Consider the following 24,582-nt stretch of genomic DNA (forward strand, 5'->3'; position numbering starts at 1 on the left):
CTTTCGCGACACAAGGCCGCTCCTACAGGGCCCGCACAATGCCTGGGGCTTGCACTGGACCTGTAGGAGCGGCCTTGTGTCGCGATGGGCCGCACAGCGGCCCCAAAAATCTCAAGGCTTACGCTTACGCGGCCCACCGTTGAAGCTTGGCACCTTGCGCACTGCCTTCACCGCCGGCTCCGCATTACCCGCTTCAGTGCTGTCCATCCACCGTCCCAGCCCACGCTTGGCGCTGTTCTCTTTCGGCTTCTTGGGCTTCTTCGGCTTCTTGATCACCTGGCCCGTGGCGTCGGTCATCGGCACCCGGTGATCGGGGATGAAGTCCGGTTCTTCATGGCGCGGCAGTGTCTGGCGAGTCAGCACTTCGATGGCCGCCAGCAGTTGCACTTCATCCGCGCACACCAGCGATATCGCCTCGCCTTTGTTGCCGGCTCGCCCGGTACGGCCGATTCGGTGCACGTAGTCCTCGGCCACGATCGGCAAATCGAGGTTGACCACCAGCGGAAGATCATCGATGTCCAGGCCACGGGCCGCCACGTCGGTCGCCACCAGCACCTGTACCTCGCGGGCCTTGAAGCTGTCCAGCGCGCGCTGGCGGGTGGCTTGCGGCCGGTCACCGTGGATACCATCGGCATTCACACCCTCGGCCAGCAAGCGCTCTACCAGCTGGTCAACGCCATTGCGGGTCTTGGCAAATACCAGCACCTGCTTCCAGCGCTGTTTGCGCAGCAAGTGGCAGAACAGGTCGACCTTGCGTTTTTTATCCACAGGCACCAGCCACTGCTTGACGCTGGCGGCCGTGGCATTGCGCGGGCTCACTTCGATGCTGAGCGGGTCATTCAGCGCCAGCCCCGCCAGCATGCGGATCTGGTCGGAGAAGGTGGCGGAAAACAGCAACGTCTGGCGCTTGCGTGGCAGCGCGGCGTACACCGATTGCAGTTCTTCGGCAAAGCCCAGGTCGAGCATGCGGTCGGCTTCGTCCAGCACCAGCGTTTGCACCTGGTTGAACTTCACCGCGTTTTGCCGGAACAGGTCGAGCAAGCGGCCCGGGGTGGCCACCAGCAGGTCCACGCCACGGCGCAGGCGCATCATCTGCGGGTTGATGCTGACCCCGCCGTACACCGCGTAAGTGCTCAGCGGCAGGTTCTCGGCGTACTCGCGCACGTTGTTGTGCACCTGCTCGGCCAGCTCGCGGGTGGGCACCAGCACCAGCGCACGGATCGAGTTGCTGGCCACTTTCTCACCCTCCAGCGCCAGGCGCTGCAGCACAGGCAAGGCAAAGCCCGCAGTCTTGCCGGTGCCGGTCTGGGCGGCGGCCATCAGGTCGCGGCCAGCCAGCACGGCAGGGATGGCCTTGGCCTGCACCGGGGTCGGGGTGGTGTAGTCCAGCTGCTGCAGCGTGCGCAGCAGCGGTTCGATCAGGCCGAGTTTGGCGAAATTCATGGCAATACCGTCAGGGGGTTCAGCGAAGGCGGCAAGTTTACCGCATCGCCCCTGCCTACTTGCAGATTTCGCCTTTCAACGGCTGAGGGGGCTGGGGCGCCTTGCGCCACTGTGGCAGGCCGATCAGCACCACCGCACCGATGATCACTGCCATGGCCACGCACTCTTCGGCACCAATCTGTTCACCGGCAAAGACAATGCCCAGCAGCACCGCCACTGCCGGGTTGACGTAGGCATAGCTGGTGGCGGCAGCCGGGCGCACATGCTTGAGCAGGTACAGGTAGGCACTGAACGCCAGGATCGAGCCGAAGAACACCAGGTAGGCCAACGCCCCCCAGCCAGCGGCAGTCGGCATCTGCGTCATGCGCTCGCCCGACAGCACGCTGCCCAGCAACAGCACCGCACCACCTACCAGCATTTCCGCAGCACTGGCCATCGGCCCTTGGGGCAACGGCAAGGTCTTGCTCCACACCGAGCCGAATGCCCACGACGCCGCCGCGAAAATGATCAGCGCCGCACCAATCGGGCTCGCCTGCAGGTTGGAGCCCAGGTTCAGCATGCCGATGCCCACCAGCCCCAAAGCGATGCCTGCCCACTCCAGCTTCGAATTACGGTGCCCGAACAGCAGGCCAAACAGCAAAGTGAACAATGGCACTGTCGCCACTGCCAGCGCCGCCACACCCGACGCCACCCCAGCGTGTTCGGCCACGGTCACACCGCCGTTGCCACAACTGAGCAGCAGAAAGCCGATCGCCCCCGCTGCTCGCCATTGCGGCCAGGTCGGTGCCGGCACGCCACGCCAGCGCAAAAAACCGTACAGCAGGCCACCGGCAATCAGGAAGCGCACCCCGGCCATGAGCATCGGCGGCCAACTCTCCACGCCGATACGAATGAACAGGTAGGTAGACCCCCAGACCAGGTACAAGGCCAGGAAAGCACCAATGAGCAACAGCGGGAAACGACGGGCGGCAGGCATGGGAAAAACTCGAAATCCGTTTACGGGTGACTCAGTTTAACGGCCTGCCTTTGTGAAGTTACGCTACAGAACTGGCGCAAATGAGCGGCACACTTTTGGTGCGTTTGGTTTGAGTCATGTATTGCCTGGGCGACCGAGCGCCGCCCGCGCGGCGCATCGCGAGCAAGCTCGCTCCTACATTTGTTTCGGGCCAGTATTCACCGGTATTTGGCCAAGGTTTCGCGAATCTTTGCGGCGGGCACTTTCTGCAAGCGGCACAGGAAGTCGTGTGAAAGTTGCTGGATACCATGGGCCTGACGCAGTTCACCGGCCAGGTGTTGCAACAGGTTGGCCGCCATCTCGGCATCGGCCATGGCCCGGTGCGCGGTACCGGTGTCCGGCAGCCCGGCCCAGCGGGTCAGGGTGCCCAGCTTGTGGTTCGGCGCCATTGGCAGCAGGCGCCGCGACAACAGCAGGGAGCAGGCGAACGACTGGCGGCGGCTACGGCCGATGCGGCTCAGTTCGTAATCCCAGAACTTCTGGTCGAACGCCGCATTGTGTGCCAGCAACGGGGTGTCGCCGACAAACTCGGCCACTTCGTTCATTACCTTGTCCACCGGCGGCGCGCTGCGCAGCATGGCGGTGGTGATACCGGTCAACCCGGCAACGAAGGCCGGTACCGGCACGCCCGCGTTCATCAGGCTCTGGTAGCGCTCGACGATGCGCCCACCTTCCAGCATCACCACCGCCACTTCAGTGGCACGGCAACCTGCACTGGGGGTGATACCGGTGGTTTCAAAGTCGATGACAGCAATACGTTCCATGCAAGGGCCTCAATGTTTGAGCAATAGCTTACCCTCGATGGGCACATAACGGGTGGCCGCACGGATCAGCGACAAGGCGGTAAGCCCGGGCACGCCATATACCACGGCCTCGGTGCCATGGCGCTGGATCACCCGCTCCAGCAGCAAGTCGAAATCACCATCGCCAGAGGCCAGCACCACCTGGTCGACCCGGCTGGCTGCATCGATTACATCCAGGGTGATACCCACATCCCAGTCACCTTTGGCCGAGCCGTCGCTGCGCTGGATGAACGGTTTGAGGCGCACATCGAAACCGAGGTTGCGCAAGATCTGCTGGAACTGCTGTTGCTTGCTGTCGCCACGGTCGATGGCATAGGCCACGGCTTCGACGATCTGGCCTTCACGGCTGACGTCGGCCCACAACGCGGTGTAGTTGAAATGGCAGCCGTGAGCCTGGCGCACGGTGTAGTAGAGGTTCTGCACATCGGCGAACAGCGCGATCTTTTTCACCTTGAACCTCATGGTCGGCCTGGAATACAGAGGGCTGCAAAGCAGCCCCCCAGAAATGCCAGCAGTATGCCAGACCTGTCAGACGTACGAATCGTCGTCCGAGAAGAACCCGCCATCATCGCTGCCGTAATCGGTGTCGGCATAACCGCCTTGGTCATTGCCCCAACCACCGTTGTCAGCCACTTGCTGCTGCCCGCCCTGGTCGTTCCAGCCGCCGTTGTCACTGGCCGGTGTCGGCTCTTCCTTGATCACTTCGACCACTTCTTCCGGCTGCGAGTTGTGGTTGAACAGGCTGCTGATGCCCTGCGCCAGCAACACACCACCGGCCACACCGGCCGCAGTTTGCATGGCCCCGCCGAGGAAGCTGCTGGCACCACTGCGCGCTGGCGCCGCGCCAAAGCCAGGCTGCTGCGCTGGCGGCTGGGAGAAGCCCGGTGCCGAGGGTTCGCGCCAGCCACCACCGGAGGCTACGGGCGGCGACGAAGGCCGTTGCGGCTGAGGCGCCGGGGCCGCGTTACGCCCACCCGAACCAAAGATGCTGGACAGGAAACCACCACCGCCATTGCTCGGCGCACTGTTGGTGGCTTGTGCGGCCTGAGCCTGAGCCCGGGCCTGCTGCAGCTCGGCTTCCAGCTGCTTGTTCTGCTCGTCGAGGCGCTTGATTGCCGCCTCCTGCACCAGGATGGCCTGGGCCATGTAGTAAGGCGCCGCCGGCTGCTGGCGCAGGTGTTGCTCGATGCACGCCTGGGCCTGCGCGTCACGCGGCTGGCTGGGGTCTTCGGCTTGCTTGATGCGGCCGAACAGGCCGTCGATCAGGGTTTGTTCTTCAGTGTTCATGGGGCGACCTCATGGGGTAGCGGGACAACGGACAGCGTCAAAGATGGGGCGTACCGGCGCGGGATTCAATCACCGCCGCGGTGAAACTTTTTTCAGCAAGTGACAGCCGCAAGCCCGCTTTGGGCTAAAGTTAGGCCCCTGTTTTAACTGCCATGCGATGTTGACTGATGAATCCGCTGAGCGTTCTGCGCGACTCCCTGTACTTCTTCCGCCGCCACCTGCCGAACATCCTCCAGCTGTGCCTGCCGCTGGTGGTGCTGGAAGCCCTGCTCACCCAGTTGCTGTACCGGCAGCTGGGCGACCAGGCATCACCGGCCTACGGCATGCTGGTGAGCCTGCTGTTCTACCCGCTGTACAGCGCCGCACTGATCCTGTACCTGCACACCCGCAGCAACGGCCAGGACATCGCCAAGCGCGACCTGTTCGCCCGCGCCCTGCAACTGTGGCCGCAACTGGCCTTGCTGATCCTCATCAGTTCGCTGCTGATCATGGCGGGCCTGGCACTGTTCATCTTCCCGGGCGTATGGATCATGATCAACCTGGTGTTCGCCGAATACCTGCTGGTACTGCGCGGCCGCCCCGTGGTGCAGTCGATGCGCGAAAGCGCAGCCATGACCACCGGGCACTTCATGCGCATCATGATCTGCGTGGTGGCCGTGCTGGCACCGATCTGGCTGATCGACGGGCTGCTGCTGATGGCCTTCCCCGAGCCATCGCCCGGCATGGAGCTGGCCATGGACAGCCTCAGCGGCTTCCTGCAGCTGTTCAGCACCGTGGTGTTGTACCGCCTGTTCATGCTGCTGGAGAGCGAATCCAGCACTTGAAACAACAAGGGAAAACCTTCGATCTGCTGTGGTCTGCGCCCTTGGCATTAGGGTGCACCCTCAATGCCAATCGAGGAGCACACCATGAACGAAGCCATTCAAACCGGGTTTGCCAGATCGTTTCGCGGCAAGCTGTACATGCGCGGCGCCAAAGGCAACATCCCGCTGCGCCTGAGCCGCAGCACCGACAAGTTCAGTTGGGGTATCACCCCCGAGGATGACTGGTTGCAAGCCGGCGGCAAACAGGACTCGCCGACGATGGACTTTCATTACCAGTCAGGCAGCGAAAATCGCCTGCACTACCACATCAGCATCCCAGGGTGCCCCGAGGCCAAAAAGTTGGGTGTAAGCCTCAATGGCTACCTGGGGTTCTACTGGGTTGCCGACGTCACCGATGACTGGAAAATCGAACCGCTGCAGTTGACCGAAGAAGGCCTGGTTTGCCATTTGCGCGACCATCGAGGCTATCGGGTGGGGGCCATCATGGATGCCCCCCACTTCAGCGGGGACGTTGTGGCACTGCTTAACGTCGAACAAGGTGAAGTGCGTACGTTCCTTCTAAAACCGATTGACTGACCGCAGTCAAACAAGCCTTCAGGTTCCGCGAGGCTTGGCCCGCGCGGTGGCCTCGGCCACCAGCGGGTCATCTGGCCAATAATGCTTCGGATACCGCCCTTTCAGGTCCTTCTTCACCTCGGCATAAGTCGTACGCCAGAAATTGGCCAAGTCCTGGGTTACCTGTACCGGGCGGCGGGCCGGTGACAGCAGGTGCAGCTTGACTTGCTGGCGGCCATTGGCGATGCGCGGGGTGTCGGCAAGGCCGAACAGCTCTTGCAGGCGCACCGCAAGAATCGGCGGGTTTTCGCTGTAGTCCAGGCGAATGTGGGAGCCGGACGGCACGGCCAGGTGCGCAGGCGCCTGTTCTTCCAGCCGCTGTGGCAGCGGCCAGGGCAACAGGTTACGCAGCATCGATGGCAGGTCCAGTGCGGCGAAGTGGCTGAGGCGCGATACCTTGCCCAGATAAGGCTGCAGCCAGTCTTCCAGGCTGGCGAGCAACGCCTCGTCCCCCAGGTCGGGCCACTCGCTGTGGCCATCCTTTTCCAGGTCGAGCTGACGCAGCAGGGCCACCCGTGCCTGCCACTGGCGCAACTCCGGGGTCCAGGTCAGCAGATTCAGGCCTTTACGCCGGACCAGACCAAGCAGCGCCCTTGCCCTGGCTTCATCATCCAGCCCCGGCAGCGGCTCACGGCTGAGCACCAGCTCGCCAACCTTGACCTGACGCTCGGCGCGCAACACCTGCTCGCGCTCGTCCCAATCCAGGATATCGACCCGCTCGACCTGCTCGGCCAGCACACCGTCGAGCAAGGCCGGATCGAACTCGGCGGCCAGGTAAATCCGTTCTTCGCGCTGCCCTTGGCGGCTCCCCAGGTCGGCGATCACCAACCATGGGCACTTCATCAATGCATCGACCTCGGCGAATAGTGCTGCACGGCCGTTGGCCAGCCGGTACTCCGCACCGCCCTCGCGGCGCTGCTGGGCGACACGGTCGGGGTAGGCCAGCGCCAGCAGCGCGCCCAACCAACGCGGGTGCTCGGGGTCGGCGACCGCAGCCCCGGGCTTGCCACGCAGCAGGCCGCGGTACTGACGAGCCAGCTGGCGGGCACGCTGCACACCACCCTGGCCACCACGTGCAGCCTTGCTCTCGCCGCTCACCAGCGCCAGCCGGCTGTGCAAGTCGGCGCCACCGCCCCGCTGGATATCCCGCTCCCCCAGCAACGCAGCCACATCGCACGCCATCTGTGCCAGGCCCAGGTGCTGGCCCCGTAGCAACAAATGCGCGATGCGTGGATGAGCGGGCAGCTCGGCCATGGCCTGGCCATGTTCGCTGAGGCTGTCACGGCTGCCGGGTTTGAAGGCATTGAGCCGCGCCAGCAGGTCCTGGGCTTGGGCGAATGCAGCAGGCGGCGGCTGATCGAGCCAGCACAACTGCTCGGGGGTAACGCCCCAGCGCGCCAGTTGCAGGGCCAGGCCGGCCAGGTCGGCCTGAAGGATCTCGGCACTGCCATAGGCGGCCAACTGGTCATGCTGGGCCTCGGACCACAGGCGGTAGCAGACACCGGGCTCCAGGCGCCCCGCACGCCCGGCGCGCTGGGTGGCACTGGCGCGGGAAATGCGCTGGGTGTCCAGGCGGGTCATGCCGCTGCCGGGGTCGAAACGCGGCACGCGGGCCAGGCCGGCATCGATCACCACCCGCACGCCGTCGATGGTCAGGCTGGTCTCGGCGATGTTCGTGGCCAGCACCACCTTGCGCAGGCCCTGGGGCGGAGGGTCGATGGCGGCACGCTGGGCATTGAGGTCGAGTTCGCCATGCAGCGGGCACAGCAGGATATCGGAACGCTCGCTCAGCGCCTCCTGAAGGCTTTGGTGCACCCGGCGGATCTCCGCCTGGCCGGGCAGGAATACCAGCACGCTACCCGCCTGGTCGGCCAGCGCCTGCAACACGCTGTCCACCACCCGTGGCTCGATGAATTCGCCCGGCTGAAACGGCCGCCCCCAGCGAATGTCCACCGGGTGCATGCGCCCTTCACTGCGGACCACCGGGGCATCGTCCAGCAGCCGCGACAGCCGCTCACCCTCCAGGGTGGCAGACATCAGCAGCATTTTCAGCGGCGGGTCATCACGCAGCAGTTCCCGGCCATTAAGGCTCAGCGCCAGGGCCAGGTCGGCATCCAGACTGCGCTCGTGAAACTCATCGAAGATCAGCAAACCCACGCCTTCCAGCGCCGGGTCAGCCTGCAGGCGGCGGGTAAGGATGCCTTCGGTCACCACTTCGATACGGGTTTTCGGCCCCACCTTGCTGTCCAGGCGAATGCGATAACCCACGGTCTCGCCCACCTGCTCGCCCAGTTCGCTGGCCAGCCGCTCGGCAGCCGCCCGCGCGGCCAGACGCCGGGGTTCAAGCATGAGAATGGTCTGCCCGGCCAGCCACGGCTCGTTCAGCAGCGCCAGCGGCACGCGGGTGGTCTTGCCAGCACCTGGTGGTGCTTCAAGCACCGCTTCGTCACGTTTTTCCAGGGCTTGGCGCAAGGCGGGCAAGACGGCATCGATCGGTAATGAAATCATGGTGGTCCTCGAACAGTCTCGCGAGTATAACGGCGAACCCAGCCTGCTCTATCATGGTCTTAAGCTTCAGGCGCAGGCGCTTCGCTTGCCCTGCTGAATACCTTCTCGGAGATTTACATGCGCATCTCGACCCGCGTCATCGGTGGCGCCCTCATCGCCACCCTGCTGACCCAACTGACGGCCTGCGGCACCATTTTCTATCCAGACCGGCGCGGCCAGATCGGCGGCAAGATCGACCCTGTGGTTGCCGCAATGGACGCCATCGGCATCCTGTTCTACGTGATCCCGGGCCTGATCGCCTTCGGCATCGACTTCGCCACGGGCGCCATCTACTACCCGGGTGGCCGCACCGCCCAGGTCGACCCGGCCAAACTGCAAGAAGCCGTCAGCCCCGACGGCAAGGTCGACAACCTGAAGTTGCAGGCCATTCTTGAAAGCGAGCTGGGCCAACGCCTGCCGCTGAACGACCCGAGGCTGATCCAGCACCGCGGCAGCGTCGAGCAACTGGCCAGCCTTGGCCTGGTGCCGGCAGCCTGAAACCCACACGGACATTGACCACGGATGATCACCCCGGCTGAACACCAGCGCCTACTACGCCTGGCCACCCGCGCATCACTGGCGGTGGCCAGCATCCTTGTACTGAGCAAGGCGCTGGCCTGGTGGCTGAGCGGCTCGGTGAGCCTGCTGGCCGGGCTGACCGACTCGGCACTGGATGCCGTTGCCTCGTTTCTCAACCTGCTGGCGGTGCATTACGCCCTGCGACCGGCCGACGACGACCACCGTTTTGGCCATGGCAAGGCCGAAGCGCTGGCAGGCATGGCGCAGGCGCTGTTCATCGCCGTCAGTGCGGTGCTGATCGGCGTGCAGGCAGCCGAACGCCTGCACACACCGCAACCCTTGGGCGATACCGGTGTCGGCATTGCCGTGATGCTGCTGTCACTGGCGCTGACCCTTGCCCTGCTGGCATTGCAGCGCAAGGTCATTCGCCTGACCGGCTCCACCGCCGTGCGGGCCGACTCCCTGCACTACCGCTCGGACCTGCTGCTGAACAGCAGCATCCTGTTGGCCCTGTTGCTGGCGCGTTTTGGCTGGCCACAACTGGATGCGCTGTTCGGCCTTGGCATAGCCTGCTACATCCTCTGGAGCGCACTGCAGATTGCCCGCGAAAGTACGGCGATCCTGATGGACAAGGAACTGCCCGGCGATGTTGGTGAAGGCATGGCCGCACTGGTACTGGCCATTCCCGGCGTGAAAGGCGTGCACGACTTGCGCACGCGGGTATCGGGCAACCAGTGGTTCGTGCAGTTGCACCTGGAGCTGCCGGGGCAGTTGCCGCTGCATGAGGCGCACGGGTTGTGCGTTGAGGCATCAAAGGTCATCCGCCAGCGTTATCCACAGGCGGATGTGACGGTGCACGCAGACCCGGTATAGCGATCAGTTGATGCTGTAACCTCGCCCACTGAAGCAAGCCCCCAGCGCCCGCCGGTAGTTGTCCAGCACATTGGCAGGTGGCGCATACGTCGCCGTCGCGGGGTCGAAGCCAGACTGGCTCACTGCCCAGCGATGGCACTGGTAACGGTCCTGGTCCTGCTGCTGTTGCCCCTGCCCATACATCGGGTAAGCCACCACGTCATACCCGCCGTTTGCCGGTGCCACCGGCGCGGGCGCCGGTACGCCGACCGGTGGGTTGACCACCACGTACTCCTGGCTGTCCGCCAGGTACTGGTAATAGGTATCGGCCACCAGGAAGAACAGCGCCCCTCCCAGCCAGACCTCACGCGCATAGGAAGGCAGGTAACTGACCCGTACGCCGTAGGGTGGGGCCACTACGATGTAACTGCCACCGTGTGGGCGGTACCAGTAGCCACCGGAATAGAAGTAATCCGCACCACGGTAGGGCACTTTCCAGTAACGGTCGGGGAAATGATCAATGGTGTGGCCCGGGCGATACTGCGGCCCAGGCCCCCAGCCATTGCCATGGCCATCCGGGCGCCCCTGCCAGTCACCACCGGGCCGTGGGCCACCGGCTTGCCAGTGGTGGTCGTCGCCATGGCGATGGGGAATGTCCTGGTAATAACCCTGGCGCGGCGGCTGGGTCTGGCGCACTTCATCGCGCGAGTTGAGCGAGCGGCCTGGCCCGCCCTCGCCTTGCACCTGCTGGCCGCGTTCGCCATGCCCCTCGCCCGGCCCTTCGGCCAGTGCCCCGAGGCTGATGCTCAAACCCAGCAAACCAACACCTGCCAACTGCCAGATGCGCGACTTCATGGTATTCCTCTCGGTAGAAAATACTGCAACCACAGCCAGTCTACCGCGCCCGTCGCAGAGGCCAATTAAATTTCCAGACATGAAAAAAGGGAGGCCGCAGGGCCTCCCTTCAGGAATTGTCGTCCGTGCTCGGCACTTGTGGCGCCGGCTCACCTCACACCGTCTTCTGGAGGGTGTGTAGCCCGGGGGCCTGCAGATCCTGTTGGATGGCTGGCCGCGACCGCCCGCCTAGGGCGCGTCGCCGTGGACTGATGTCCGGGCAGTGATTCTGGTGATAAAGATACCGGACAGGTTGCGGCAGAGGATTGCGAAGATTGCTCGGATAAATAGCACTTGCGCAATTTTTCACCCTGGATTGATAATTCGCCGCAATACGAACAGAAAAGGCAAATGCCATGAGCAAACTTGACCGCTACGACCTGAGCATCCTCGCCGAATTGCAGCGCGATGCGCGCATTTCCAACCAGGAGCTGGCCGAACGCATCGGCCTGTCGCCTTCGCCATGCTCGCGTCGGGTCAAGCAACTGGAGGACGACGGCTACATCTCGCGCCAGGTGGCCCTGCTCGACCGCAAAAAGCTGGGCCTGAGCCTGACCGCCTACGTGCTGATCGGCATGGACCGTCACACCCCGGAGCGCTTCGAAACCTTCGAGGCGGCCATCCGCAACCTGCCACAGGTGCTCGAATGCAGCCTGGTCACCGGCATGGATGCCGACTATCAGCTTAAAGTGGTGGTACCCGACATGGACCACTACCAGAAACTGCTTCTAGGCAGCCTGACCCGTATCGAAGGCGTTACCAGCGTGCGTTCGAGCTTCGTGCTCAACCAGGTGCTGGCCAGTACCGAGATGCCATTGACCCACCTGCGTTAATTGCCCATGGCAGCCGGCGTATAATCGGCTGCTCAGACTGCCTGGAGAACACCGATGGATCCCGCCGTATTCGAAGAATGGATGATGATCATCCTGGTCACCGTGCTGATCGGTTTCATGGGTTTCATCGTCTGGGACCTGGCGAAAAAGTCCAAGGCCGGGAAGTTCGGTACGTTGATCCTGTTCTTCGTGTTGGGGCTGGGGGTGTTGGCCTTTATCATCAAGAGCGTGGTGGTGGGGTTTCTCGAAGGCGTGTGAGGCTCAAGAATGCCGGGAGCGCTTTGCGCTCCTGCTAGCGCTGCAACTTCGCCGGGACTTCGCGCCAGCAACCTTGCTCCAGCCCATCCAGCGCCCAATCCCCGATCCGCACCCGCACCAGGCGCAAGGTCGGCAGCCCCACCGCCGCCGTCATCCGCCGCACCTGGCGGTTACGCCCTTCGCGTATCACCAGCTCCAGCCAGCTGGTCGGCACGCTCTTGCGAAAACGTACCGGCGGGTTGCGCGGCCACAGCTCAGGTTCTTCCAGGCGACGTGCTTCAGCCGGCAAGGTAGGCCCATCGTTCAGCTCCACGCCATCACACAAGCGCTGCAACTGCTCGTCGCTCGGTTCACCCTCCACCTGCACCCAGTACGTTTTGGCCAGCTTGTGCTTGGGGTCGGCAATACGCGCCTGCAGCCCGCCATCGTTGGTGAGCAACAGCAAGCCTTCACTGTCACGGTCCAGCCGCCCGGCCGGGTACACGCCCGGGATGTCGATGAAGTCCTTGAGCGTCGCCCGCCCGTCGCCGTCGCTGAACTGGGTCAGCACGTCGAACGGTTTGTTGAACAGGATCAGGCGCGGCTCGGCGGGTGGCGCCTTGGGCTGGCGACGTGGGCCGGTGGCAGGCCGCGCCTGGGGGCGGCGCGGCTTGTTACGGGGTGGCAGTGACATGGATCCTCAGCGGAACGGCGGCTCATCGAAGCTGCGCAGTTTACGCGAGTGCAGCGAGTTGAGCTCGGTGCGCAGCAAGTCGAGCGCGGCGATGCCGATCTTCAGGTGCTGGCTGACCGCCCGGTTATAGAAGGCGTTGGCAGAACCCGGCAGCTTGATCTCGCTGTGCAGCGGCTTGTCGGACACACACAGCAAGGTGCCGTACGGCACGCGCAAGCGATACCCTTGGGCGGCAATGGTGCCACTTTCCATGTCTACCGCCACGGCACGCGACAGGTTGATGAGCGGGCGCTCCTGAGCCCAGCGCAACTCCCAGTTGCGGTCGTCGTAGGTCAGCACGGTGCCGGTGCGCAGGCGCTTCTTCAACTGCTCGCCACGCTCGCCGGTAACCTGGGCTGCGGCTTCCTGCAAGGCCAGTTGCACTTCGGCCAGGGCCGGAATCGGGATGTTCGGCGGTACCACCCGGTCGAGAATGCCGTCACGGCGCATGTAGGCGTGCGCCAGCACATAGTCGCCGATGGTTTGCGACTGCCGCAGACCGCCGCAGTGGCCGATCATCAGCCAGCAGTGTGGGCGCAGCACCGCCAGGTGGTCGGTGATGTTCTTGGCGTTGGACGGGCCGACACCGATGTTGACCAGGGTGATGCCGTCGCCATCGGCGGCAATCAGGTGGTAGGCCGGCATCTGGTAGCGGTGCCAGATCACGCTGGCCACCAGCGCCTGGGTTTCACCGTGGTCCATGCCCTTTTCGATCACCACATTGCCCGGCAGCACCATGCGCACGAAACGCGGGTCGTCACGCAGCTGCTCCAGGCCATGGCTGATGAACTGGTCGACATAGCGGTGGTAGTTGGTCAGCAGGATCCATGGCTGCACATGGCGCCAGTCGCTGCCGGTGTAGTGCACCAGGCGGCGCAGCGAGAAGTCGACGCGGGCGGCGTCGAACAGCGCCAGCGGAAAAATTTCGGCACGGTCCCAGTCGTACAGGCCATCGGCGATGTTGTCGGTGGCGGCCGAAAGGTCGGTGCTGGGGAACACCCGCGCCAGTTGCGCGGCGGTAATACCGCTACCGGCCAGCTCGTCGCCCTGGTCGACCACGTAGGGGTAAGGGATGTTCTGCTCGCTGACGCCGACCTCTACCGTGACGGTGTAGTCGTGCATCAATGGGCGCAGTTGCTCCAGCAGGTAGCTACGGAACGCGGATGGCTGGGTGACGGTGACGCTGTAGGTGCCGGCCACCTGGACCTTGGCATAGGCCCGCGTGGTGGCGGCCACTTCACCGTGGCTGTGGTAGGTCAGGCGCAGTGCCGGGTAGCGGAACAGGTCGCGCTCATCGGCGCCCGGCTCGGTACGGTCCTTCAGGTAACGCTTGAGGGCCTGGCTCAGGGCCCCGGTGGCCTGTTCATGCAAGGCCGCCAGACGGTCGACGGCCTGTTCGGGAGTATCAACGACTACAAAAGCGTGGCTCACACTGTGCTTCCTGTCTGGACATGCATGTGATCCATCTTGCCTGCCTTCTTGGGTAAAAACATCCCCATTGATCGGTGTTGCATGCATTCGCGGGCAAGCCCGCGCCTACAATGGCCAGACGGGCGTAGCCCTGGTCACCAACGCCTCGACATCAATACCGCGCGGCAACGCGCCATAAGCCCGCCCCCCACCTGCCAGCCGGCTGCCAATGAATGCATCGCTGACCGCCGCATTCCCCGCTTCCAGCAACAGCTTGGCCTGCAACGCCAAGACAATGTCCTCAGTCAACTGCCGCGCCCGGTACTGCATGTCGCCCGTATCGGCAAACGCCCCCTTGAGGTTACCGATGTGCGCTGCCAACCGGGGGTCACCATGCCCATCGCCCAGTTCGGCAAACAACGCGTCCAGCACGCCCGGCTCCTTGGACAACGCCCGCAACACATCCAGGCATTGCACGTTGCCCGAGCCTTCCCAGGTCGAGTTGACCGGTGCTTCGCGGTACAGGCGCGGCAGGATGCTGTCTTCCACATAACCCGCACCGCCCAGGCATTCGGCTGCCTCGTTGACCATGGCCGGCGCTCGCTTGCAGATCCAGTACTTGCCCACGGCCGTGACCAACCGGGCGAAATGCGCCTGCTGCGGGTCGTCGAGTTGCTCCAGCGCCTGCCCCATGCGCAGGCTCAGGGCCAGCGCGGCCTCGCTTTCCAGGGCCAGGTCGGCCAGCACGTTCTGCATCAGCGGTTGTTCGTTCAATACCCGGCCACCGACCTTGCGGTGCGCGCAGTGGTGAGCCGCCTGAGTCAGCGCCTGGCGCATCAAGGCGCTGGAGCCGACCATGCAGTCGAAGCGGGTCATGGCCACCATCTCGATGATGGTCGGCACGCCCCGCCCTTCCTCGCCAATCATCCACGCCAGCGCCCCCCGGAACTCCACCTCGCTGGAGGCATTGGAGCTGTTGCCGAGCTTGTTCTTCAGCCGCTGGATGTAGAACTGATTGCGGTTGTCGTCCGGGCGATGGCGCGGCAGCAGGAAGCAGCTCAGGCCTTTTTCGGTCTGGGCCAAGGTCAGGAAGGCATCACACATGGGCGCCGAGCAGAACCACTTGTGCCCCACCAGCTCGTAGGCCTGGCCCGGGCCGGGTGCCCCCACCGGATAGGCCCGCGTGGTATTGGCGCGCACATCGGTACCGCCCTGCTTCTCGGTCATGGCCATGCCCAGGGTAACCCCCGCCTTGTGCCGGTCACCGATGTTGCGCGGGTCATATTCGCAGGCCAGGATTTTCGGCAGCCAGTATTCGGCCAGCTCGGGCTGCAGGCGCAGCGCCGGCACGGCGGCGAAGGTCATGGTCAGCGGGCAGCCGGTCCCGGCCTCGGCCTGGCTGTGCAGGTAGGTCATGGATGCCCGCGCCACATGGGCGCCAGCGCGGGGCTCGGCCCATGGCAGCGAAGGCAGACCGTGTTCGACGGCGGTGCGCATCAGTTCGTGGTAGGCGGGGTGGAACTCGACCAGGTCGATGCGATGACCATAGCGGTCGTGGCTGATGAATTCGGGTTTGTGTGCGTTGGCCAGGAAACCGGCCTGCATCAGCGGGCCGCCAGCCAGGGCACCGTAGGCGTCGATCCGCGACTCGGCCCAGCCTGCGCCGAAACGCCGGGACCATTCCTGCAGCGGCAGGTCGAGGCGGTAGAGGTTGGCGCCGTCGAGGGGCGGAGGCTGGTTGGTGACTTCGTGGGTTTCAGCGTACTGGTGCAGGTTCATCGGGGGCTCCTGGATCCGGGTAGGCGTGAAGCCCCCAGTGAAGCACCCCGTGCTGTTCCGTCAAAGTGGCATTAATGACTAAACGTGTGGTGGGGTGCGCAAGAGGCCATCGGCGTTAGAGCGAACGCCGCGCCTGCAGGATGCTCGGGCTCATCTGCACCTGCGAAATCGCCATGTTCAAGCTCAACTCGAACCGGCTCCCCAACCCGCGCGTCGACTCATGCGCCAACCGCGCCCCCAGCAATTCCCCCATCTGCCGGCAGATCGACAAGCCAATCCCCAACCCGCCATAGCGCCGGGTCATCGACCCATCCACCTGGAAGAACCGCTGGTACAGGGTCGACTGCTCAAGGTCATCAAAACCAATCCCGCTGTCACTGACCGTAAAGGTCAACGCCAGATCCCCCGGCCCTACCCGGCGCCCGCGCACCTGGATCATCACCCCGCCCTGGTGGGTGAACTTCAACCCGTTCTCCACCAGGCAGCCAAGGCAGCGGGCCAGTTTCTCTCCATCGCCCTCCAGCGCATCCGGCAGGTCAGCCGGGATATCCAGGCTCAGGTACAAGCCTTTGCCCAAGGCCTGCCCGGCATAACCGGCGCGCAACCCCTGCAACAGTGTGCGCAGGCTGAACGGCGCCGGCTGCGCACGCAGGCGGCCGGCCTGCAATTCAGACAAGGTGAGAATGGCATCGACCATGTCCATCATCCCCTGCGCAGACCCCACCGCCGTGCGGTGATACTGGGCCATCTCGGCCTCCATCGGCAGGGTGTGCATCAGTTCCAGCGAGCCGATCACGCCATTCATCGGGGTGCGCAGTTCGTGGGTCACACTGGCCAGAAACTCATCCTTCAACCGGTTGCTTCTGGCCAGCTGCAGGTTCAACTGCTCCAGCGTGCGTCCGGTTTCGCGCAAGGTTTGCGCCTGCTGCTCGCGCAGGCTGTTGATGCGGTCGGCCAGCGCCAGCGACAGCAGTGCCACCTCCAGCGCCGAACCCAGCTGGCTGGCATACATGGTGATGAACACGTTCGGCAGGTAGCCCAGCACCATCAGGGTGTTGACCAGGCCGCCGAGCAGGAAGGCCGTCCAGGCGATGATGAACCAGCGCGCCACGCGCAAGCCCCGCCACCAGGCGTACAACCCCGCACTGAAGATGCTCACGGTAAACAGCAAGGCCAGCAGCGTGGCCATGCGCAGGGCAATGCCATAGGGCACGCTCACCGCCATTACCATGACCAGCGCGCCACCCAGCATCAGCAGTTGCAGCAAACGGTCAAAGCCGCGGCTGATGTTGCCCAATTGCAGGAAATGCCGGGCAAACTGGCAACCGAACAGGCCTGCCGCACCGATGAACAGCGGTGTCGAAGCATTCGCCCACCAGGGGCTGTCCGGCCAGAAATAAGCGACACCCGCACCGTTCACCGACACCTGATAGAAACCGAACGAGGCGATATAGAGGATGTAGTAGAGGTAACTGACGTCCCGCACACTGAGGTAGATGAACAGGTTGTACACCAGCATCACCAACAACACGCCGTAGATCATCCCCAGCACATACAGGCGCGTGGGCTGCTCTTCCATATAGGCTTCAGGGGACCACAGCGCCAGCGGTGCCTGCACCGAGCCCTGGCTGTGCAGGCGCAGGTAGGCGGTGGTCACCTCGCCTGGCGGCAACTGCAGTTCGAACAGGTAGTTGTTCTGCCGGATCTGCCGGCTGTCGTAGGGCAAGGCATCGCCGGTGCGCTGCGCCAGGCGGTAGACGCCGCCGCTATCAGGCAAATACAGCTCCAGGTGGTCCAGCGGCGGGTAAGCCAGCTCCAGTAGCCACTGCCGAGGGGCAGCGCCGGGCACGGCAACCGGGCGCAGCTCGACCTTGAGCCAGAACACCGAGGTGGAGTAACCGGCATTCAGCACGTCTTTATCGTGGGGGCGGAAATGTTTGGCAAACCCGGGGGCACTGACCTGGGCGATGCTGGCACTGCCATCAAGGTCTTCATACACCTGCATGGCCTTGCCCAATGGAAGGTGCTGCGTAGCGCTGTCGAAATCGACCGCTCCAGCCAGCACGGGCAGCAAGCCCAGAAGCACAATCAGCAAATAGCGCATACAGCCCCAGCATGGCCTGTCCGGTCGCGTCGCGGTTGCCTCCCATCCGTTTGAGACGACGTGATCCTGCAGAACCCGTTTGTCGAGTTATCCGAGCACTCTAGCATAGCTTCGCAACCTGGCAATCGGCCATATCAAAAATCAAAGAAAAGGCTCTAAATCAATACTTTCAGAAGAATTCAACAAACAATTCTGACCGATCGATCAACAAAACTCGTTTGTCGGACGATCCGCCCAAACAGGTTTGGTGGTAAGCTCGCCGACCATGAATACCTACAGCTCCCGCCCCGTTGTCCTCTGTCTCTCCGGCCACGACCCAAGTGGCGGCGCCGGCTTGCAGGCAGATATCGAAGCCCTGATCGCCCAAGGCTGTCACGCCGCGCCCGCCGTGACCGCCCTGACCGTGCAGGATACCGTCAACGTTTCCGACTTCCGCGTGCTCGACCGCGAGTGGGTACTGGCCCAGGCCAATGCCGTGCTGGCCGACTCCACGGTGGCTGCCGTCAAGCTGGGCATGCTCGGCTCGATCGAGATGGTCGACACCGTCGCTGAGCTGCTGGCCGCCCACCCGCACCTGCCGCTGGTGTGCGACCCGGTGCTGCGTGCCGGTGGTGGTGGCCGCCTGGGCAAGGACGAAGTGGGCTACGCCCTGCGCGAACGCCTGCTGCCACTGGCGACCATCGCCACGCCGAACCTGCCTGAGGCGCGCATCCTCGCCGAACTGCCCGAAGGCACCGCCGACGAGTGTGCCGAGAAACTCTTGCCGTTCTGTAGACACCTGCTGATTACCGGCGGTCACGGCGACGAAGACGAAATCCACAACCGCCTGTACACCCAGGACGGCAAGCACCACACCTGGACCTGCCAGCGCCTGCCGGGCAGCTATCACGGCTCAGGCTGCACCTTGGCCAGCGCCCTGGCCGGCCGCCTGGCCCTTGGCGAGCAACTGGAAAGCGCCGTACGCAGCGCACTGGACTACACCTGGCGCACCCTGCGTGACGCCGAACAGCTGGGCAAAGGCCAGTACGTGCCGCGCCGCCTGCCCCTGGACTTCTGCTCCTGATACGAGGCCTTCCATGAAGCTACGCGGTCTGTACGCCATCACCGACAGCCAGCTGCTCGCCGGCCGTTTCCTGTCCCATGTCGAGGCGGCACTGGAAGGCGGCGTGTGCCTGCTGCAGTACCGCGACAAAAGCGACGACGCAGCGCGCCGCCTGCGCGAAGCCGAAGGGCTGATGAAGCTCTGCGAGCGCTACGGCACCCAGCTGCTCATCAACGACGACGCCGAACTGGCCGCACGCCTGGGCGTCGGCGTACACCTGGGGCAGACCGATGGCCCGCTGACCCCGGCCCGCGCCCTGCTCGGCCGCCAGGCGATCATCGGCTCCACCTGCCACGCCAGCCTCGACCTGGCCGCCCAGGCCGCCAGCGAAGGCGCCAGTTACGTCGCCTTTGGCCGCTTCTTCAATTCCGTCACCAAGCCGGGCGCCCCCGCTGCCAACGTCGAACTGCTGGAGCAGGCGCGTGCCCAGGTGAAACTGCCGATCGCGGTGATCGGCGGCATCACCCTCGACAACGCCGCCCCGCTGGTCGCCCACGGCGCCGACCTGCTGGCGGTGATCCACGGCCTGTTCGGTGCCGACAGCGCGCAGGAAGTTACCCGCCGCGCCCGCGCCTTCAACGCCTTGTTCGCATCCTGATTTCGAGAGAATTTTTTCATGTCCCGTTCTGAAGACCTGTTCGCCAAAGCCCAGAAGCACATCCCCGGTGGCGTCAACTCGCCAGTGCGCGCTTTCAAAAGCGTGGGCGGCACGCCGCTGTTCTTCAAGCATGCCGAAGGCGCCTACGTCGTTGACGAGGACGACAAGCGCTACGTCGACTATGTCGGTTCCTGGGGCCCGATGATCCTCGGCCACGGCCACCCGGACGTGCTGGAGTCGGTACGCAAGCAGCTGGAGCACGGCCTGTCCTATGGCGCACCGACCGCCATGGAAACCGACATGGCCGACCTGGTCTGCTCGCTGGTACCGTCCATGGAAATGGTGCGCATGGTCAGCTCGGGCACCGAAGCCACCATGAGCGCCATCCGCCTGGCCCGTGGCTACACCGGCCGTGACGCCATCATCAAGTTCGAAGGCTGCTACCACGGCCACTCCGACAGCCTGCTGGTAAAAGCCGGTTCCGGCCTGCTGACCCAGGGCGTGCCAAGCTCGGCGGGCGTACCGGCGGACTTCGCCAAGCACACCCTGACCCTGCCGTTCAACGACATCGCCGCCGTCGAGAAGACCCTGGCCGACGTCGGCCAGACCGTGGCCTGCATCATCGTCGAGCCGGTGGCTGGCAACATGAACTGCGTACCGCCGGCACCGGGCTTCCTCGAAGGCCTGCGCGAGCAGTGCGACAAGCACGGCGTGGTGCTGATCTTCGACGAAGTGATGACTGGCTTCCGCGTTTCCCTGGGCGGCGCCCAGGGCCACTACGGCATCAAGCCGGACCTGTCCACCTTCGGCAAGATCGTCGGTGGCGGCATGCCGGTCGGCTGCTTCGGTGGCAAGCGTGAAATCATGGGCTGCATCGCCCCGCTCGGCCCGGTCTACCAGGCCGGCACCCTGTCGGGCAACCCGCTGGCCATGGCCGCCGGCCTGACCACGCTGAAGCTGATCAGCCGTCCGGGCTTCCACGCCGAGCTGACCGACTACACCAGCCGCATGCTCGACGGCTTGCAACAGCGCGCCGATGCCGCTGGCATACCGTTCGTCACCACCCAGGCCGGTGCCATGTTCGGCCTGTACTTCAGCGGTGCCGACGACATCGTCACCTTCGAAGACGTGATGGCCAGCGATGCCGAGCGCTTCAAGCGCTTCTTCCATTTGATGCTGGACGGCGGCGTGTACCTGGCACCAAGCGCATTCGAGGCAGGCTTCACCTCCATTGCCCATGGCGACAAAGAGTTGCAGATCACCCTGGATGCGGCTGAAAAGGCCTTTGCTGCACTGAAATAATGGTTAGCCTGCACCGGCCTCTGTGGGAGCGGGCTTGCCCGCGAAGAGGCCGGCACAGGAAATAATTACCCCGCACAATCAGCTGACTTCCCCAACCAAGCAGAAATTCGAGTAAAACTTTGTAAGGTTGGCGCTGCTTATCCCATAATGTGCCACCAGAGACATTGGCCGCAGCTTCGCAGAGGTAAGTCGATCCCCATGAACCGCACCGGCCGCGCCCTGACCCTGGGCTGCCTGTTGCTTCTTCAGCCCCTGCTGGCCTTGGCGGAGGGCGGTAACTCGTTGCTCATTCCGGCAACGGGCCGCTGCACCTTGAACGTTCAGCCTGAAGACCTGGCAAACGCCCTCAAGGCCTGCGAGCAGACGGCAACCGCAGGGGATGCCCAGGCGCAGTTCGAGCTGGGCGAGTACTTCTACACGCAAACGCCAAAAAACCTCGACAAAGCCCTGGACTGGTTCCAGAAGGCTTCGCTGCAAGGCCACGCCGACGCGCAGTATCGCCTGGGGGCCATGTTCTTCCATGGCGAAGGGGTCAAGGCCAACAACGTGCAGGCCTACATCCTGCTGAAGATGGCCGCCGTCAACGGCGCAGAAGATGCGCTGGACATGGCCGACGAAGTGACCGAGCAAATGCCCCGCGACGAGCTTGAGCACGCCACTCAGGTGCTCGGCCAGATCTTCCGCAAATACCTGCTGGAACTGCAGAACGCCGAAGGGCGTACGCCGTTCTCGCCGCTCCCCTGAGGCTTACTTTTCCGGCATCGGCATCGGGAACGGCATGACATTGCCGCCGCCCTTGGCTTCGCTGATCTTGGCTGTGCCCAGGCGCTCCACCTCATCGATGCGCACGATCGAGTGCATCGGCACAAAACTGCGGACTACCCCCTCGAACTGGCTCTTGAGCTTTTCCTCGCTCGGGTCCACCACCAGTTGCGAGCGCTCGCCGAACACGAACTCCTCGATTTCCAGAAAGCCCCACAGGTCGCTCTGGTAGATCTGCTTGGCATACATCTCGAAGACCTGCCCCTGGTTGAGGAAGATCACTTTATAGATGGCAGGTTCGCGTTTGCTCATGTCTGGTGGAATAACACATGCGTAAGAAAAGGGGCGCATCATAGCAGACAGGCTTGTAGATCTGTGTCGGCTGTACCGGCCTCATCGCCGGCAAGCCAGCTCCCACAGGTACTGCGTAAGCCTGAGGCCTGTGCAGTACCTGTGGGAGCTGGCTTGCCGGCGACAGGGCCGGAACAGGCTGTACATACCGTTGAACGTTTCAGTGCTTTCGCCACTGCCATTCAAGGGTTATTCTTGAGTTCACATCCATTGCCGTCGAGCGGCTAAAAACGACCTTGAACGCACCCATAGAACCCCATCGTTTCATCCTCGAGCCCTTCGAGGCCCACCGTTTCGCCAACCTGTGCGGCCAGTTCGACGAGCACCTGCGCCTGATCGAACAGCGCCTGGCCATCGAAATCCGCAACCGCGGCAATCAGTTCGAACTGATCGGCGAACCCAAGACCACTTCCGCTGCCGAACAGCTGCTGCGCCGTCTCTACCGCGAGACCAAGGCCACCGACCTGTCGCCGGAAACCGTACACCTGTACCTGCAGGAGTCGGCCGTCGAGAACATCGACAACCCGGCCGTCAACGAGGTCAGCGTGTCGCTGCGTACGCGTAAGGGCAACATTCGCCCGCGCGGGCTCAACCAGCAGCGCTACGTGAAGGAAATCCTGGCCAACGACATCAACTTCGGCATCGGCCCGGCCGGTACCGGCAAGACCTACCTGGCCGTGGCCTGTGCCGTGGACGCGCTTGAGCGTGAACAGGTACGCCGCATCCTGCTGGTACGCCCGGCGGTCGAGGCGGGCGAAAAGCTCGGCTTCCTGCCCGGCGACCTGGCGCAGAAGATCGACCCGTACCTGCGCCCGCTGTACGACGCCCTGTACGAAATGCTCGGCTTCGAACACGTGGCCAAGCTGATCGAGCGCCAGGTGATCGAGATCGCCCCGCTGGCCTACATGCGTGGCCGCACCCTGAACAACAGCTTCATCATCCTCGACGAAAGCCAGAACACCACCCTGGAACAGATGAAGATGTTCCTCACCCGCATTGGCTTCGGCTCCACCGCGGTGATCACCGGCGACATCACCCAGGTCGACCTGCCGCGTGGCACCAAATCGGGCCTGGCGCATGTCATCGAGGTGCTGAAAGACGTTCCGGGTATCAGCTTTACCCACTTCCAACCCAAAGATGTGGTTCGTCACCCACTGGTGCAGCGCATTGTCGAAGCCTACGACCGCTTCGAAGCCCGCCAGGCCAAGCCCGAGGCGCCCGGCAAAGATGCTTGAACTTGATATTCAACGGGCCACGGACGCTGCCGCCCCGGATGACGCCGCCTTCCGCCGCTGGTGCGAACTGGCCCTGCGCCAGCGCAGTGCCGACTCGGAAATGACCATTCGCCTGGTCGACGAAGCCGAAGGCCGCGAGCTGAACCACACCTACCGGCACAAGGACTACGCGACCAACGTGCTGTCGTTCCCGGCCGACGTGCCCGACGACCTGCTCGACATCCCGCTGCTGGGCGACCTGGTCATCTGCGTGGCGGTGGTCGAGCGCGAAGCGGCCGAACAGGGCAAATCGCTCGAAGCGCACTGGGCACACCTGGTCATCCACGGTTGCCTGCACCTGCTCGGCTACGACCACATCGAGGATGAGGAAGCCGAGGAAATGGAAGGCCTGGAACGGGAATTGCTGGCAGAACTGGGTCACCCCGACCCGTATGCCGACGATGAAACCGACTCAATCACACACTGATACACGAAGGATCACGAGAACCGCCATGAGCGAAGATCGATCGAGCAACGGGCAGAAGTCCTGGCTGGGTAAACTGACCCAGGCTTTTGCCCATGAGCCGAAAAACCGCCAGGAGCTGCTTGAGCTGCTGCGCGAAGCCCACCAGAACAAGCTGCTGGACAGCGAAGCACTGACCATCGTCGAAGGCGCCATCCAGGTCGCCGACCTGCAGGTTCGCGACATCATGGTCCCGCGTTCGCAGATGATCAGCATCAAGGCCAGCCAGTCGCCGCGCGAATTTCTGCCGGCGGTGATCGACGCCGCGCACTCGCGCTACCCGGTGATCGGCGAAAGCCACGACGATGTACTCGGGATCCTGCTCGCCAAAGACCTGCTGCCGCTGATCCTCAAGGAAAACGGCGACAGCTTCAACATCAAGGACCTGCTGCGCCCGGCCACCTTCGTGCCCGAGTCCAAGCGCCTCAACGTGTTGCTGCGCGAGTTCCGTGCCAACCATAACCACATGGCCATCGTCATCGACGAATACGGCGGTGTGGCGGGCCTGGTGACCATCGAGGACGTGCTGGAGCAGATCGTTGGCGACATCGAGGACGAGCACGACGTCGAGGAAGACAGCTACATCAAACCGCTGCCCAGCGGTGACTTCCTGGTGAAGGCGCTTACCCCGATCGACAACTTCAACGAGTTCTTCGACAGCGAGTTCTCCGATGACGAGTTCGACACGGTCGGCGGCCTGGTGATGAGCGCCTTCGGCCACCTGCCCAAGCGCAACGAAACTACCGAGATCGGGTCTTACAAGTTCCGTATTCTCAACGCCGACAGCCGGCGGATACACTTGCTGCGCCTGACCCCGATCACCCGTTAAGGACAA

At 63.8% G+C, this 24,582-nt stretch carries 25 protein-coding genes; 13 read left to right on the plus strand and 12 right to left on the minus strand.

What is annotated here, in order from left to right; translation table 11 throughout:
* Nucleotides 1–111: 111 nt before the first annotated feature.
* The 5 genes from rhlE1 to QQ992_RS24800 form a co-directional block, all read right to left on the minus strand.
* Entirely contained in the window at nt 112–1,443 is a 1,332-nt protein-coding gene (gene rhlE1, locus QQ992_RS24780) for an RNA helicase RhlE1 (protein ID WP_016712133.1), read from the minus strand.
* Between the two features lie 55 nt (nt 1,444–1,498).
* The gene (yedA, locus tag QQ992_RS24785) at nt 1,499–2,419 is read right to left on the minus strand and encodes a drug/metabolite exporter YedA (protein WP_286111406.1); all 921 of its coding nucleotides are present in this window, start codon (nt 2,417–2,419) and stop codon (nt 1,499–1,501) included.
* A 197-nt stretch (nt 2,420–2,616) separates the two neighbouring features.
* Nucleotides 2,617–3,222: a 3'-5' exonuclease gene (locus tag QQ992_RS24790; RefSeq protein WP_028699929.1), complete on the minus strand. Its 606-nt coding sequence runs from the start codon at nt 3,220–3,222 to the stop codon at nt 2,617–2,619.
* 9 nt (nt 3,223–3,231) lie between these two features.
* Nucleotides 3,232–3,723, minus strand: a complete 492-nt coding sequence (locus tag QQ992_RS24795; RefSeq protein WP_156867665.1) for an NYN domain-containing protein — start codon at nt 3,721–3,723, stop codon at nt 3,232–3,234.
* 66 nt (nt 3,724–3,789) lie between these two features.
* Nucleotides 3,790–4,548, minus strand: coding sequence for a DUF2076 domain-containing protein (locus QQ992_RS24800; protein WP_286111407.1), 759 nt, complete (start codon nt 4,546–4,548; stop codon nt 3,790–3,792).
* Between the two features lie 167 nt (nt 4,549–4,715).
* Here QQ992_RS24800 and QQ992_RS24805 point away from each other — a divergent pair, with 167 nt between their 5' ends.
* Both QQ992_RS24805 and QQ992_RS24810 read left to right on the plus strand, forming a co-directional pair.
* Nucleotides 4,716–5,372 (plus strand): YciC family protein, encoded by a 657-nt coding sequence (locus QQ992_RS24805; RefSeq protein WP_286111408.1) that lies wholly within the window; start codon nt 4,716–4,718, stop codon nt 5,370–5,372.
* A gap of 84 nt (nt 5,373–5,456) precedes the next feature.
* On the plus strand, nt 5,457–5,948 hold the full coding sequence (locus QQ992_RS24810; protein ID WP_286111409.1) for a hypothetical protein: 492 nt from the start codon (nt 5,457–5,459) through the stop codon (nt 5,946–5,948).
* 18 nt (nt 5,949–5,966) lie between these two features.
* Here QQ992_RS24810 and hrpB read toward each other — a convergent pair whose 3' ends face one another.
* Nucleotides 5,967–8,495: an ATP-dependent helicase HrpB gene (hrpB, locus tag QQ992_RS24815; protein ID WP_286111411.1), complete on the minus strand. Its 2,529-nt coding sequence runs from the start codon at nt 8,493–8,495 to the stop codon at nt 5,967–5,969.
* A 117-nt stretch (nt 8,496–8,612) separates the two neighbouring features.
* On the opposite strand from hrpB, the gene QQ992_RS24820 reads away from it, so the two are divergent.
* Nucleotides 8,613–9,032, plus strand: coding sequence for a hypothetical protein (locus tag QQ992_RS24820; protein ID WP_016712156.1), 420 nt, complete (start codon nt 8,613–8,615; stop codon nt 9,030–9,032).
* Nucleotides 9,033–9,056: 24 nt separating this feature from the next.
* Nucleotides 9,057–9,926 (plus strand): cation diffusion facilitator family transporter, encoded by an 870-nt coding sequence (locus QQ992_RS24825; RefSeq protein WP_286111412.1) that lies wholly within the window; start codon nt 9,057–9,059, stop codon nt 9,924–9,926.
* Between the two features lie 3 nt (nt 9,927–9,929).
* On the opposite strand, the gene QQ992_RS24830 is transcribed toward QQ992_RS24825, so the two are convergent.
* On the minus strand, nt 9,930–10,760 hold the full coding sequence (locus QQ992_RS24830; protein ID WP_105946252.1) for a DUF6515 family protein: 831 nt from the start codon (nt 10,758–10,760) through the stop codon (nt 9,930–9,932).
* 395 nt (nt 10,761–11,155) lie between these two features.
* Between QQ992_RS24830 and QQ992_RS24835 the strand changes: the two genes are divergently transcribed.
* Nucleotides 11,156–11,632: an Lrp/AsnC family transcriptional regulator gene (locus QQ992_RS24835; protein ID WP_016712159.1), complete on the plus strand. Its 477-nt coding sequence runs from the start codon at nt 11,156–11,158 to the stop codon at nt 11,630–11,632.
* Nucleotides 11,633–11,686: 54 nt separating this feature from the next.
* Nucleotides 11,687–11,890, plus strand: a complete 204-nt coding sequence (locus QQ992_RS24840; protein ID WP_003249787.1) for a DUF2788 domain-containing protein — start codon at nt 11,687–11,689, stop codon at nt 11,888–11,890.
* A 34-nt stretch (nt 11,891–11,924) separates the two neighbouring features.
* Here QQ992_RS24840 and QQ992_RS24845 read toward each other — a convergent pair whose 3' ends face one another.
* The 4 genes from QQ992_RS24845 to QQ992_RS24860 form a co-directional block, all read right to left on the minus strand.
* Complete coding sequence (locus QQ992_RS24845; RefSeq protein WP_286111413.1) at nt 11,925–12,563, minus strand: pseudouridine synthase; 639 nt, start codon at nt 12,561–12,563, stop codon at nt 11,925–11,927.
* 6 nt (nt 12,564–12,569) lie between these two features.
* Nucleotides 12,570–14,033 carry an AMP nucleosidase gene (gene amn, locus QQ992_RS24850; protein WP_119371548.1) on the minus strand — a complete coding sequence of 488 codons (1,464 nt, stop codon included), beginning with the start codon at nt 14,031–14,033 and terminating at the stop codon, nt 12,570–12,572.
* 105 nt (nt 14,034–14,138) lie between these two features.
* The gene (locus QQ992_RS24855; RefSeq protein WP_286111415.1) at nt 14,139–15,791 is read right to left on the minus strand and encodes an acyl-CoA dehydrogenase family protein; all 1,653 of its coding nucleotides are present in this window, start codon (nt 15,789–15,791) and stop codon (nt 14,139–14,141) included.
* A 115-nt stretch (nt 15,792–15,906) separates the two neighbouring features.
* A complete protein-coding gene (locus tag QQ992_RS24860) occupies nt 15,907–17,895 on the minus strand; it encodes a sensor histidine kinase (RefSeq protein ID WP_286111416.1) in 1,989 nt (662 codons plus the stop codon).
* A gap of 265 nt (nt 17,896–18,160) precedes the next feature.
* On the opposite strand from QQ992_RS24860, the gene QQ992_RS24865 reads away from it, so the two are divergent.
* From QQ992_RS24865 to QQ992_RS24880, 4 genes are all read left to right on the plus strand, one after another.
* A complete protein-coding gene (locus tag QQ992_RS24865) occupies nt 18,161–18,958 on the plus strand; it encodes a hydroxymethylpyrimidine/phosphomethylpyrimidine kinase (RefSeq protein WP_016712164.1) in 798 nt (265 codons plus the stop codon).
* Between the two features lie 13 nt (nt 18,959–18,971).
* A complete protein-coding gene (gene thiE, locus QQ992_RS24870; protein WP_234229122.1) occupies nt 18,972–19,595 on the plus strand; it encodes a thiamine phosphate synthase in 624 nt (207 codons plus the stop codon).
* 18 nt (nt 19,596–19,613) lie between these two features.
* Nucleotides 19,614–20,897, plus strand: coding sequence for a glutamate-1-semialdehyde 2,1-aminomutase (hemL, locus tag QQ992_RS24875; protein WP_019098013.1), 1,284 nt, complete (start codon nt 19,614–19,616; stop codon nt 20,895–20,897).
* 198 nt (nt 20,898–21,095) lie between these two features.
* Entirely contained in the window at nt 21,096–21,641 is a 546-nt protein-coding gene (locus QQ992_RS24880; protein WP_016712168.1) for a tetratricopeptide repeat protein, read from the plus strand.
* A gap of 3 nt (nt 21,642–21,644) precedes the next feature.
* On the opposite strand, the gene QQ992_RS24885 is transcribed toward QQ992_RS24880, so the two are convergent.
* On the minus strand, nt 21,645–21,971 hold the full coding sequence (locus QQ992_RS24885) for a DUF1820 family protein (RefSeq protein WP_060498505.1): 327 nt from the start codon (nt 21,969–21,971) through the stop codon (nt 21,645–21,647).
* A 275-nt stretch (nt 21,972–22,246) separates the two neighbouring features.
* Here QQ992_RS24885 and QQ992_RS24890 point away from each other — a divergent pair, with 275 nt between their 5' ends.
* From QQ992_RS24890 to QQ992_RS24900, 3 genes are read left to right on the plus strand one after another with little or no spacing between them, the layout of a single operon-like run.
* Nucleotides 22,247–23,245, plus strand: coding sequence for a PhoH family protein (locus tag QQ992_RS24890; protein WP_016712170.1), 999 nt, complete (start codon nt 22,247–22,249; stop codon nt 23,243–23,245).
* Nucleotides 23,238–23,711, plus strand: coding sequence for an rRNA maturation RNase YbeY (gene ybeY / locus QQ992_RS24895; protein WP_019098014.1), 474 nt, complete (start codon nt 23,238–23,240; stop codon nt 23,709–23,711). Before QQ992_RS24890 ends, ybeY begins: the two co-directional genes overlap by 8 nt.
* A gap of 25 nt (nt 23,712–23,736) precedes the next feature.
* Nucleotides 23,737–24,576: a CorC family transporter gene (locus QQ992_RS24900; protein WP_016712172.1), complete on the plus strand. Its 840-nt coding sequence runs from the start codon at nt 23,737–23,739 to the stop codon at nt 24,574–24,576.
* Nucleotides 24,577–24,582 lie beyond the last annotated feature (6 nt).

Origin of the sequence: Pseudomonas kurunegalensis, from assembly GCF_030291635.1 — a bacterium.
GTDB lineage: Bacteria > Pseudomonadota > Gammaproteobacteria > Pseudomonadales > Pseudomonadaceae > Aquipseudomonas > Aquipseudomonas monteilii.